We start from the raw sequence: 12,489 nt of genomic DNA, 5'->3' as shown, positions 1-12,489 counted from the left end.
AAAGGAGGTGCTTAAATGAAACGTCTTATTTTCCCTTTTTCTTGTTTGCTTCTCTTCACAGCAGCATGCCAGCAAAACGCCGCTGAAAATGATTCTTTAACAGATGAAGGAACGACTCCCATTACCGTTTCAGATCGAGATACTGAAAATGATACAAACTCTAACTATGGCTATGTTAGACGTCAAAGAAATGATGGAGAAAATCAAGAACAACGACAAGAAGGTGTTCCATACTTAGACCGAGAAGCATTAGCTGACTCTATTAGCCGAATGGCCTCATCGCTTCCAAATGTAGAAGATACGGCAACGCTTGTTACAGATAAAGAAGTGCTCATTTCATACAAGACTAGTGCACAAAATCGCTCTGCTACAGCAGATAGCGTTAAGCGAACAGCTTTATCTGTTGTGCCTCGTTACTACCACGTATACGTTTCTGATAACGAGGAACATCTAGACCTTATTGAACGTTTAAGCAACGGAAACTCTGCTACAGCTTCAGACGAGTTTCGAGACACGTTGAATAAGACGATAGAAAAGATGAAAACTTCACCACAAGGGAAAGAAGTTAACAATAATGAAAACGCAAATGGCGAATAAAAAACAACACGCGTTTTATTAACGCGTGTTGTTTTTATTTATGCTTTTTCTTGACGTGCTTTTGAAGCTGCATTTACTTGCTCATCAGCATGATAAGAAGAACGAACAAGAGGACCTGCTTCAACGTGGCTGAAGCCTTTTGTTAAAGCAATATTTTTTAACTCTTCAAACTCATCTGGATGATAATATTTCTGTACTTTAAGATGTTTTTTAGATGGTTGTAGATATTGACCAATTGTCATGATATCTACGTTATTTGCACGTAAGTCATCCATTGTTTCAATAATCTCTTCTTTTGTTTCTCCAAGACCAACCATAAGACTTGATTTCGTTGGAATATCAGGCTGCATCTCTTTTGCACGGCGTAAAAACTCTAATGAGCGGTCATATGTAGCACGAGCACGAACTCTCTTAGTAAGATTTCGAACAGTTTCAATGTTGTGATTTAAGATGTCGGGACGAGCGTCCATTAACATTTTTAAGTTTTCTTCCACTCCACCCATATCTGAAGGAAGAACCTCAATTGTTGTAAATGGATTTTTTCTACGTACAGCGCGAACTGTTTCCGCAAATACTTGGGCGCCGCCGTCTTTTAAATCATCACGAGCTACAGCTGTGATAACTGCGTGTTTTAGGTTCATAAGTTGAACGGAATCTGCTACGCGTTCCGGCTCTTGTAAATCTAGCTCTGTCGGTAAACCTGTTTTTACCGCACAGAAACGACAGGCACGTGTACATACAGCACCTAGAATCATGAACGTAGCTGTACGACGTACTGCCCAGCATTCATGAATATTCGGACATTTTGCTTCCTCACACACTGTATGAAGATTGTTTTCTCTCATCATCTTCTTTAAGCCTGTATAGTTCTCATTTGTGTTTAGCTTAATTTTTAACCAATCTGGTTTACGAATATGATCTTCTTTCGTTGCCATATCCCATCATCTCCATCATATAAAAGTTGTTATTTTTTAAAAAATTTTTAAGTAAATAATAAGTCAATCCTATGCCACTTTATCATATTTACCATTAAATAGACAAGCTTGCTTGCTTATTCTTCCATGAGTTCTGTGCCCCATAAAAAGGCTTTTCCATAATTTTAAGTTTATGAAAAAAAAACTTTTTCACACACTAATGAATAGCAGTTTGAAGAAAGGAGGACTTTTCGTTGCGAACCTTATTTATTGGTTTATTTATAGTTAGTTTTTTCTTTAGTAATGTGCAAGCTGCTTTTAGCGCGGAGAATGAAAAAGATGAAAAAACGCTTCGTGAAGAACGTATGAGCTTGTATAAAAAAGCAGAAGCAACAACACATATTCCTTGGTATTACTTTGCTGGAATTGATCAATATGAGCGCCAAGTCCGACGCACTCATAAAGATATTCCGCATGAAAAAGGAGCACTTGGGATTTATATCGAGCCAAGCCGTTGGGTTGGACTAATGAATCCTCATAAAGAGGCTCAGAATGAAACAGTTATCTCCTTGTTTGGAGGAATAGGGAAAGATGGAAATGGTGATGGAAAAGCGGATCAGTATGACGACGAAGACATTTTATATACAATTGGTTCGTATTTGCAGTCATATGGAATTACCCCTTCTCAAATTAAGATTGGCCTTTGGCAATATTATCATCGTGACCGAACTGTAAGTATCATTCTAGGACATGCAAAGCTCTTTAAAACTTTTGGCACTCTAGATTTAGATCATCATGCTTTCCCGCTCCCGCTCAACGCTAATTTCAGCTACAAAAACACATGGGGAGATGCACGTGGATGGGGCGGACGTCGCATCCATGAAGGAACAGACATCTTTGCCAACTACAGCGTTCCTGTGCGTTCTACTTGCTATGGAATTATTGAAATGAAAGGTTGGAATAGATATGGCGGATGGCGGCTTGGCATACGCGATGTAAATAATACTTATCACTACTTTGCTCACTTAAGCGGATTTACGAAAGATCTTGAAGTTGGGCAGGTTGTGGAGCCAGGAATGGTTGTCGGCGGTGTTGGAAGCACTGGTTATGGCCCGCCTGGAACATCAGGAAAATTCCCACCTCATCTTCATTATGGGATGTATAAAGACAATGGGCGAACTGAGTGGTCTTTTGACCCTTACTCACATTTAAAAATGTGGGAACGAGCAGATCGTCAAAAAGCAGCCAAAAAATAAATTAAAAGAGAGTCTTTAAAAAAGGCTCTCTTTTTTTACTGTTGTTTTTTCGCTTTAATGATAACATTAGAAATACTTGCGATTAGCCCACCCCAAATAATTGTCATTCCAAGAACCATCATTACAACTGCACTTGTTCCCATTACTTTGAAACCTCCTTCTTGTCGGTCGGAACTGATAAAGATATTTTACTCCATCCTTTTAAAGAGAATAAGATACCTAGCAGGATGACTCCTCCAGCTACAATCCATCCGTATGAAACAACGAATGATGTAGCATAACCTTCATAATTTTCTAGTAAATTTTGACGAATATTCTCAAACATCATATATCCTAGAACAAGAGGTGTAATAAATAGTAAACATAGCTTCCACCACCCACCAAGCATGATATCTGATACACCGTTTGCATGGTTCTGAAGAGAGTGAAGCTGACGGAATATCCATCCAATAGCAATTACTTCTACAAGACCTGCTAATGCTACCCCTAAGTTATTAATGAAATAATCTATAACATCAAGGAAGTAAAGACCACCTTTTGTTGCATATAAAAGAGAAAAAACAGCTGCTAATCCCCCACCAACAGCTACAGCTTTTGTACGTGAAACATGAAACTTATCCTGAATTCCAGCTACAAATGTCTCCACAATAGAGATGAGAGATGTTAAGCCCGCAAGTACAAGTGATAAGAAGAAAAGAACACCAAAGAATTGATTAAAAGCAGGAAATTCATTAATAATTTGCGGAAAAACTACAAATGCAAGTCCAACTCCACCTTTTACTACCTCACTAATGTCCACTCCTTGTTGCATAGCCATAAATCCAAGTACCGAGAATACTCCAATACCTGCTAAAAGTTCAAATCCTGAATTAAAAAATGCTGTAATAAACGCATTGTTTGTTATATCAGACTTCTTTGGAAGATAGCTTGAATAAGTAACCATGATTGCAAAACCAATTGATAAACTAAAGAAGATTTGTCCGTATGCAGCTACCCATACTTTTCCACTTGTGATTGTTTCCCAGTTTGGTGTAAAAAAGGCATTAAGACCTTCGATTGCCCCATCAAGTGTTAGAGCTCGAATAACAATAATTAAAAACAAAACAACTAATGTAGGAAGGAATATCTTATTAGCTATTTCAATGCCCTTTTTAATTCCCTTAATTAAAATACCTAATACAACAATCCAAACGATGGCTAACGGAATAAGTACACTATAGTTCATCCCTCCGAACTGTCCCTCTTGCTCAGTCAGCTGTAAATGAGTTCCATAAAGAAACGATTCGGGATCAGAACCCCAGCTTAAGTCAAATGAGAACACTGTATAAGACATAGCCCATGCAATGATAATGGCATAATATGTTGCAATAACAAATGAAATCCCAACTTGCCACCATCCAAGCCATTCGACTTTCTTATTCAACCTAGCAAAAGAAAGTGGTGATGAACCACGATATTTGTGACCAATAGTAAACTCCATTACGAGTAATGGAATACCAGCTGTTAATAATGCAAAAAGATAAGGAATAAGAAAAGCTCCACCCCCATTTTCATATGCTACAGCTGGAAACCTCCAAATATTCCCTAACCCTACTGCTGAGCCAGCTGCAGCTAAAATGAAACCTGTTCTTGTTCCCCACTGAGGACGATTGTCCATTTTTCTCTCTCCTTTGTGTAAATTTCTAATTTTTCTGACTATTTAGGACATTAGATGTATTTTTCTTAAAACATTATAACCATACTATTCTCTTTTGTCAAAATAGTTTTTCTTTTCAGAATAAAAAAGAGAAAGATTACTTCTTTCCCTTTTTTATTCTTTCTTATTAGGAAGCTCTATAGCTGCTCCATTCCCGTCTCCGCCTCTATTGTAATAGTCTGGTACACTTCCTTCATGAATTCTCATTGCAACAGGAACTTTCGTTGTTACCCTAGCTACGTCTGTTGCAAACGGAAGCACTACTTGCACATCAACTTGAACTTTCACATAAACAGTAATCATAGCATTATTAATACCGTACTCCTCAATACTTGTGTCTACATCTGTATGGGCCGCTCCAATTGTGCTAAACTCTACTGGAATGTTTGGACCTAGATTTGCAAGCAACGCATTATCTGTAGCACGCCCAAGTGGAATATGATACAAAATTCCCTCTTCACGGAGTTTTTTATTTTCTTCTATTTCTACTCCACTAGGGGGATCTGTAATTTGTCCTTCTCCTTTTTCAATATCGCGCAGGCTTTTTTGTACAAGTGTTGTTGTCTCTTTTAAAACATTTGTTACAACAGCTGTATTAAGATTTACTGCTGTGCCATCTCCTGCTTCTCCAGTTGTACTAAATACTGATTCAGGATCAAGCTGGTTTGTAATTTCTTTATCAATTGCTTCATTAATGACATACTGAGCAATTTTTTTCGTTTGCATATTTGCATAAGCCATAAGTGTCGGTTCTACCGCTTTGTTAATAAGCCAAATTCCAAGCGACGTCGAGAAAATAAAGAAAACAAAGCTTAACAATAATACATACCGAAATGGCAAAGGACCTTTGCGATGGGGTCTTCTTCTTAATCTATACACGGCTTATCCCCCCTACAAACTATATATATGCAAGAAAAGATAAGCTCATTTCTAAATTCACAAAAAAGAAGACGGCATCTTCCGTCTTCCTACACCATTTTCAATAAAGCATCTTTTCCCTTCATGCCAGCCACAATCCCTTTTTGTTCTGCATAAAGTGTCACAGATTCAAGAGGAGCCTCTAAGAGTTGGTCAATCGTTTTAACCCCTGTTGCCCGTCCTGCTAGAATATTGCGATCTTTTAACTTATCGTTTAATAATCCAACATCAAGGGCACCACACATAATGTATCCTTTATCGTTAGAGACAACAAGCAACGTTGTTTTTGGCAAAGCAACTGTTGTAGCATTGAATGTTTTTCCTTCAATTACAATCGGTTCTAACGTTATCATTTTGACTACACACCCCTTCTATAGTCAATGTATGATAGCCATTTAGAAAGGTGATTAACGGCAGTTATAAATCAAAGAAATCTAGCTGCTTTGGAGCAAGCCCTTCATACTCTAGATCAAGAAGGTCAATCATCTGCTTAGCATTATCTGCAGCATCTCCTGCTGAATTGTTGTTAAAAAGAAGACAAATTTCTTTTGTTTCCTTTTTCATCTCTTCAAGTCGATTTTTCCACTCTACTAATTCCTTTTCATTATAGCGATACAAGCAGCGTACTTTTCGCCACTCTGCATTTGAGCGATTCCCTCTCGTCCATCCTGCACTATTACGACCGTGAAAACGAATAATTGTTAACTCTTTGGATGTTGCCTTTGGCACAATTGGAACGTATCCTTCTCCACTTTGAAGCTGTGGTTCATCACATACAGTGTGAATCCATCCGTTTTCTTTCAGATAAGATATTGTACGCTCTCTCATATCTCCTTCAAACCATGTTTTATTGCGAAATTCAATTGCAATAGGAATAGGTCCCATCATTTTCTTTGTATAGTTCAGTAAGTTGACTGAAGCTTTTTCACATCTGAACCAAGGCGGATATTGAAAGAGAACAGCCTTTAGCTTACCTGATTTTATGAGAGGAGAAATGGATAGCTTAAACTTCTCAAACATTTCCTCTTTCGATTCAAAAGGAATTTCTTCTTTCAAATGCCCTGTCATTCCTTGATATGCCTTTACAATAAATCCAAATGATTTTGGTGTTTGTGCTACCCATTTCTCAAATGTTGAAGAATGTTGAACAGCATAAAATGAGGAATCCACTTCAACAATCGGAAAATGGCCGCTGTATACTTCTAATTTTTCATTACTTCTTGTTCCAGCTGGATAAAGGGAATCATGATCACCCCAGCCTGTTACACCTATTTGAATCATATCAAAACCCCACACCATTTTATTTTCTTCTATTATATCCTATTCTTTTCGATTTCTCGATTGAGCAGTGTTAATAATAAAAAAAAGCCGGAAATCGGCTTTTTTTTAGCTTGAAATGTAGGCTCCTCCATTAATGTGGATGAACTGACCTGTCATATATGATGATTCATCACTTGCAAGCAGTACATAACTTCCTACGTGCTCTACAGGCTGTCCTGGTCTATTCATTAAAGTGTCTAAGCCAAACTCTTCTACTTGTTCTTTTGGGAATGTCGCCGGAATAAGCGGTGTCCAAATTGGACCGGGTGCTACACCATTCACTCGAATCCCTTTATCTGCAAGAGACTGTGCCATTGAACGTGTGAAGGCCACAATTGCTCCTTTTGTTGAAGAGTAATCAATAAGAGTTGCATGCCCTCTATATGCATTAATAGAAGCTGTATTGATAATTGTGCTTCCTTCTTTCATATACGGAAGAGTACCTTTTGTTAGATAAAACATAGAGAAGAAGTTTGTTTGGAACGTTTTATGCAATTGTTCTGTTGAAATGTTTTCAATTCCGTCTTGCGGGTGCTGTTCACCTGCATTGTTTACTAGAATATCAATACGGCCATGCTCAGCTACAACATCTTTAATAAGACGTTTACAGAAGTCTTCATCTCCTACGTCACCTGCATGAAGCGTACACTTTACTCCTTCTTTCTCTACTGCTTCTTTAACAAGTTCTGCATCTCCTTCTTCATCTAAGTAAGAAACAGCAACATGTGCACCTTCTTTTGCATAAGCAATTGCTACAGCTCTACCGATTCCGCTATCTCCACCTGTAATAAGAGCTACTTTGTTTTTTAATTTGTCCGCACCTTTATATTTATAGTCCTTCTCTTCATATACAGGTCTAGGATCCATTTCACTTTCAATTCCTGGCTGACGATCTTGAGTTTGTCCTTTTGTTCCGCCAACTTGTCGATTTGTGTCCTTCATTCTCAATTCCTCCTTGCTATTATCTTTAATTATTTTTTATTGTTGTATTTATCAGTACCACGTTTAATTTTTCTTTAAACAGGGCGATAGGTTACGATTCCAATAATATTTATTCTAAAAAAAATGGGGAAAAGGATAGATGAATGCTTTTTAAGAGGAGGAAGATATGGTAGAAGCTTAATTTCTAGAACAATCTAATGGACAGTACGTAAGCTGCTTTGATTACAAATTTTAAAAAAGGAATGATCAACAAGTGGAAATCCCTCATTCTAACAATGAGACAGAAAAGATTGAAGAAAAAGCGAAAAGAGACCATATTGAAGACCAAAAAGCAAAAAAAATGGTAGAAGAAACCAAACAAAAAAGCCTTAACGCTCTACGATAAAGAAAAAGGGTGAACCTCTTTGAAAGAGGTTCACCCTTTTTTCTGTTTATTAACCAATAGAACCTTCCATTTCGAACTTGATAAGACGGTTCATTTCAACCGCATATTCCATTGGAAGTTCTTTTGTAAACGGCTCGATGAAGCCCATTACGATCATTTCTGTTGCTTCTTCTTCTGAGATACCACGGCTCATTAGATAGAAAAGCTGTTCTTCAGATACTTTTGAAACTTTTGCTTCGTGTTCAAGCGAGATGTTATCGTTTAAAATCTCGTTGTACGGAATTGTATCTGATGTTGATTTGTTATCCATGATAAGCGTATCGCACTCAATATTAGAACGAGCACCTTCTGCACGACGACCAAAGTGAACAATACCACGGTATGTTACCTTTCCGCCATGTTTAGAAATCGATTTAGAAACGATTGTAGAAGACGTATTTGGTGCTAAGTGAATCATTTTAGCTCCTGCATCTTGGTGCTGACCTTTACCAGCTAGAGCGATAGAAAGTGTCATACCACGAGCACCTTCACCCTTTAAGATAACTGCTGGATATTTCATTGTAAGTTTTGAACCAATGTTACCATCAATCCATTCCATTGTCGCGTTTTCTTCACAAACTGCGCGTTTTGTTACAAGGTTGTATACGTTGTTCGCCCAGTTTTGAATTGTTGTATAACGACAATAAGCATCTTTTTTGATGATGATTTCTACAACAGCACTATGAAGTGAGTTTGTTGTATAAACAGGTGCTGTACAGCCTTCAACATAGTGTACATGTGCGCCTTCATCAACAATGATAAGCGTACGTTCAAACTGTCCCATATTTTCTGAGTTAATACGGAAATAAGCTTGAAGAGGTGTTTCTACTTTTACACCTTTTGGTACGTAAATGAATGATCCACCAGACCAAACTGCTGAGTTTAGCGCTGCAAACTTATTGTCTGTTGGCGGGATTACTTTCGCCCAGTGTTCACGGAAAAGCTCTTCGTTTTCTTTTAGTGCTGAATCTGTATCCTTGAAGACAATCCCTTTTGCTTCAAGATCTTCTTGCATGTTATGGTAAACAACTTCTGACTCATACTGAGCAGACACTCCTGCAAGATATTTTTGTTCAGCTTCTGGAATTCCTAATTTATCAAACGTTTGTTTAATTTCTTCAGGTACTTCATCCCAAGAACGCTCTGAACGCTCTGATGGTTTTACATAATACGTAATCTCATCAAAGTTTAAGCTATTTAAGTCTCCGCCCCATTGAGGCATTGGCATGTTATAAAAATGTTCAAGCGACTTTAAACGGAAATCAAGCATCCATTGTGGCTCTTCCTTCATACGTGAAATTTCTTCTACGATTTCTTTCGTTAAACCACGTTCTGAACGGAAAATGGATACGTCTTTATCAGAAAAACCGTACTTGTAATCGCCGATTTCTGGCATCTTCTTCGCCATTTTTTACTACCCCCTACATATTGGTTTGAAACGATCATAAAGCTACTTATGCGTCGCTATCCTTCTCGTGCAAACCTTTTTCCATTGCTTTCCAAGCTAATGTTGCACATTTAATGCGGGCTGGAAACTGGGATACACCTTGTAATGCTTCGATATCTTCTAATTCAAGGCTACTATCTTCATATTCTTTTCCCTGCATCATATCTGAAAAAACTTTTGACATTTTAAGAGCATCTTCAACTTTTAAGCCTTTAATAGCTTGTGTCATCATAGAAGCACTTGATAATGAAATTGAACAACCTTCACCATCAAACTTCGCATCGACGACTTTATCATCCTCAACTTTTAAAGAAAGTTGAATTCGATCACCACAAGTTGGGTTGTTCATATTAATTGTCACTGTTTCGTCATCAAGGTTACCCTTGTTACGAGGATTTTTATAATGATCCATAATCACTTGACGGTACAGTGTATCAAGGTTACTAAAAGACATTTGTGAAATACTCCTTCGTTTTAATTAATGAAGAAACAAAACGGTCAATTTCTTCTTCTGTATTGTATAGATAGAAACTTGCACGAGCTGTTGCAGATACGTTCAAGTACTTCATAAGAGGCTGTGCACAGTGATGACCAGCACGAACAGCAATTCCATCTGCATCAAGTACTGTTGCTACATCGTGTGGATGTACCTCATCTAGATTGAACGTTACAACTCCTGCGCGTTCTTTCGGTCCATAAATCGTAATGCCTTCAACTGTTGACAACTTTTCTAACGCATATTGTGCAAGCTTATGCTCATGTGCAGCGATGTTATCAAGACCTACATCTTCTAGAAAATCAATTGCAGCGCCTAATCCAATAGCTCCTGCAATGATTGGTGTTCCACCTTCAAATTTCCAAGGAAGCTCTTTCCACGTTGAATCATAAAGGTTAACAAAATCAATCATTTCTCCTCCAAATTCAACAGGCTCCATTTTTTCTAGAAGTGCTTTCTTTCCATAAAGAACACCGATACCAGTCGGACCACCCATTTTGTGTCCTGAAAAAGCATAAAAATCACAGTCAAGATCTTGTACGTCCACTTTCATATGTGGCGCACTTTGTGCTCCGTCTACAACCATAACTGCTTCATTTTCATGAGCAATGCGAGCAATTTCTTTAACAGGGTTGATTGTTCCAAGAACGTTAGAAACGTGCATAACAGCTACAATCTTTGTGTTTGATGTAACTGTATTGCGCACTTCTTCTAAATCTAAAGAACCATCATCTGTTAATGGTATATATTTTAACGTAGCTCCTGTTGCTTTGGCAACTTGCTGCCATGGAATGATGTTACTATGGTGCTCCATATAAGTGATAACAATTTCATCGCCTTCCCCTACATTTGCACGCCCATAGCTTGCAGCAATCGTATTAAGAGCCGTTGTTGTACCTCTTGTAAAAATAACTTCCTCTGTTGATGAAGCATTAATAAATTTACGTACTTTTTCACGAGCCCCTTCATATCCATCTGTTGCTCTTGTACCAAGTGTATGAACACCGCGGTGCACGTTTGAGTTATACTCACGGTAATATTTATCAACTGCTTCAATCACTTTTAGAGGTTTCTGTGATGTTGCAGCACTATCTAGATAAACAAGCAGATTTCCATTGACCTCTTGATGTAGAATTGGAAACTGTTCACGAATATCGTGGATATTCATTACTTAACTTTCCTTTCGATTACCTCAACAAGCTGTTTTTTAACTTCTTCAATTGGTAATTCGCGAACAACTGGGTCAAGGAAACCATAAACAATTAGACGTTCTGCTTCAGCTTTTGAAATACCGCGGCTCATTAGATAGTAAAGTTGAATCGGATCAACGCGACCAACAGAAGCTGCGTGTCCTGCTGTTACATCATCTTCATCAATAAGAAGAATTGGATTTGCATCTCCACGTGCTTTTTCACTTAACATAAGAACGCGAGATTCTTGTTCAGCATTTGATTTTGATGCACCATGCTCAATTTTACCGATACCGTTAAAAATTGAAGATGCACTATCCTTCATAACGCCGTGCTTTAAGATATATCCTTCAGAGTTTTTACCGAAGTGTGTAATGTTCGTTGTTAAGTTTTGTGTTTGATGACCACGGCCAACTGTTACTGTTTTAATATCGCCATATGAACCATCGCCGATTAGATGTGTAATGTTTTCAGCAACCGTATTGCCTTCATTCATTAATCCAAGTGCCCATTCAATACGGCCATCGCGTTCTGCAATACCACGACGGTTCACATATGTTGTTGTACCTTCTTCAAGGTAGTCTACAGCACCAAATGTTACTTTCGCATTATTGTTTGCGAAAACTTCCGTCACGATGTTTGCGATACTTTCATCTGCATTTGTTGTTGAAACGTAGTTCTCAACATATGTTACAGAACTATTATCATCAGCAACAACAATAACATGGTTGAATAACGGTGTTTTAGCATTTTCATGAACAAAAACAGCTTGCAATGGTTCTTTTACTTCAACGTTCTTTGGAACATAAACGAACACGCCGCCATTCATTAGAGCTGCGTGAAGAGCTGTCAGACGGTTTTCGTCTACTTTTGCTCCTTGCATGAAGTATTTCTGTACAAGGTCACTATGCTCTTTTGCTGCTTTTTGAATGTCTGTAAAAATAACACCTTGCTCTTTAAGCTCTGCTGTTAACTCTGAGTAAACAGCCGTTTGATTTTGCTGAACGTATAGGTTATTTGCATTCTCTTTATTAATTAAAGACTGTACAACTTCAGGTAGCTCATCAATAGAAGAAATTGCAGAACCTTCTACTGTATGCTCCTTAAAGCTTGTAAAATTCCAATTTGTAATCTTTGTTTTTTCTGCTTTTGGCAGTGGAAGAGATTCCGCTTGTTCAAGAGCTTGTAAGCGGATGTCTGTTAGCCATGTTGGCTCTTCTGACTGCTGTGAGTAATTACGGACGTACTCTTTATCAAATGGTAATGTTGTCTCAATCGTCATGACATTT

The 12,489-nt window shown here is 38.0% G+C and carries 14 protein-coding genes; 3 read left to right on the top strand and 11 right to left on the bottom strand.

Going from position 1 to position 12,489, the window contains the following annotated elements; genetic code table 11:
* The first annotated feature begins 15 nt into the window (after nt 1-15).
* Nucleotides 16-597 carry a YhcN/YlaJ family sporulation lipoprotein gene (locus MOC86_RS06150; protein ID WP_268583277.1) on the top strand — a complete coding sequence of 194 codons (582 nt, stop codon included), beginning with the start codon at nt 16-18 and terminating at the stop codon, nt 595-597.
* Nucleotides 598-635: 38 nt separating this feature from the next.
* Here MOC86_RS06150 and lipA read toward each other — a convergent pair whose 3' ends face one another.
* Nucleotides 636-1,532 (bottom strand): lipoyl synthase, encoded by an 897-nt coding sequence (lipA, locus tag MOC86_RS06145; RefSeq protein ID WP_019395029.1) that lies wholly within the window; start codon nt 1,530-1,532, stop codon nt 636-638.
* Between the two features lie 233 nt (nt 1,533-1,765).
* Between lipA and MOC86_RS06140 the strand changes: the two genes are divergently transcribed.
* The gene (locus tag MOC86_RS06140; RefSeq protein WP_419146603.1) at nt 1,766-2,767 is read left to right on the top strand and encodes a M23 family metallopeptidase; all 1,002 of its coding nucleotides are present in this window, start codon (nt 1,766-1,768) and stop codon (nt 2,765-2,767) included.
* A gap of 35 nt (nt 2,768-2,802) precedes the next feature.
* On the opposite strand, the gene MOC86_RS06135 is transcribed toward MOC86_RS06140, so the two are convergent.
* From MOC86_RS06135 to MOC86_RS06110, 6 genes are all read right to left on the bottom strand, one after another.
* Nucleotides 2,803-2,910 carry a methionine/alanine import family NSS transporter small subunit gene (locus tag MOC86_RS06135; RefSeq protein ID WP_268583276.1) on the bottom strand — a complete coding sequence of 36 codons (108 nt, stop codon included), beginning with the start codon at nt 2,908-2,910 and terminating at the stop codon, nt 2,803-2,805.
* Nucleotides 2,910-4,424, bottom strand: a complete 1,515-nt coding sequence (locus MOC86_RS06130) for a sodium-dependent transporter (RefSeq protein WP_268583275.1) — start codon at nt 4,422-4,424, stop codon at nt 2,910-2,912. Before MOC86_RS06130 ends, MOC86_RS06135 begins: the two co-directional genes overlap by 1 nt.
* 153 nt (nt 4,425-4,577) lie before the next feature.
* On the bottom strand, nt 4,578-5,342 hold the full coding sequence (yunB, locus tag MOC86_RS06125) for a sporulation protein YunB (protein WP_268583274.1): 765 nt from the start codon (nt 5,340-5,342) through the stop codon (nt 4,578-4,580).
* 89 nt (nt 5,343-5,431) lie between these two features.
* A complete protein-coding gene (locus MOC86_RS06120; RefSeq protein WP_019395024.1) occupies nt 5,432-5,734 on the bottom strand; it encodes a YunC family protein in 303 nt (100 codons plus the stop codon).
* Between the two features lie 64 nt (nt 5,735-5,798).
* On the bottom strand, nt 5,799-6,662 hold the full coding sequence (locus tag MOC86_RS06115) for a DUF72 domain-containing protein (protein ID WP_268583345.1): 864 nt from the start codon (nt 6,660-6,662) through the stop codon (nt 5,799-5,801).
* Between the two features lie 105 nt (nt 6,663-6,767).
* Nucleotides 6,768-7,643: an SDR family oxidoreductase gene (locus MOC86_RS06110; protein WP_268583273.1), complete on the bottom strand. Its 876-nt coding sequence runs from the start codon at nt 7,641-7,643 to the stop codon at nt 6,768-6,770.
* A gap of 253 nt (nt 7,644-7,896) precedes the next feature.
* Here MOC86_RS06110 and MOC86_RS06105 point away from each other — a divergent pair, with 253 nt between their 5' ends.
* A complete protein-coding gene (locus MOC86_RS06105; RefSeq protein WP_268583270.1) occupies nt 7,897-8,028 on the top strand; it encodes a hypothetical protein in 132 nt (43 codons plus the stop codon).
* Nucleotides 8,029-8,077: 49 nt separating this feature from the next.
* On the opposite strand, the gene sufB is transcribed toward MOC86_RS06105, so the two are convergent.
* From sufB to sufD, 4 genes are read right to left on the bottom strand one after another with little or no spacing between them, the layout of a single operon-like run.
* Nucleotides 8,078-9,475: a Fe-S cluster assembly protein SufB gene (gene sufB, locus MOC86_RS06100; protein WP_243516730.1), complete on the bottom strand. Its 1,398-nt coding sequence runs from the start codon at nt 9,473-9,475 to the stop codon at nt 8,078-8,080.
* A gap of 46 nt (nt 9,476-9,521) precedes the next feature.
* Nucleotides 9,522-9,968 (bottom strand): Fe-S cluster assembly sulfur transfer protein SufU, encoded by a 447-nt coding sequence (sufU, locus tag MOC86_RS06095; RefSeq protein WP_268583268.1) that lies wholly within the window; start codon nt 9,966-9,968, stop codon nt 9,522-9,524.
* Nucleotides 9,958-11,178 (bottom strand): cysteine desulfurase, encoded by a 1,221-nt coding sequence (locus MOC86_RS06090; protein WP_268583267.1) that lies wholly within the window; start codon nt 11,176-11,178, stop codon nt 9,958-9,960. The genes sufU and MOC86_RS06090 overlap by 11 nt, the downstream gene beginning before the upstream one ends.
* A complete protein-coding gene (sufD, locus tag MOC86_RS06085) occupies nt 11,178-12,482 on the bottom strand; it encodes a Fe-S cluster assembly protein SufD (RefSeq protein ID WP_268583266.1) in 1,305 nt (434 codons plus the stop codon). The genes MOC86_RS06090 and sufD overlap by 1 nt, the downstream gene beginning before the upstream one ends.
* Between the last annotated feature and the right edge of the window lie 7 nt (nt 12,483-12,489).

This window comes from Priestia endophytica (genome assembly GCF_026790145.1).
Classification (GTDB): Bacteria; Bacillota; Bacilli; order Bacillales; family Bacillaceae_H; genus Bacillus_I; species Bacillus_I endophytica_A.
This window is presented reverse-complemented; position numbering and strand designations above follow the sequence as displayed.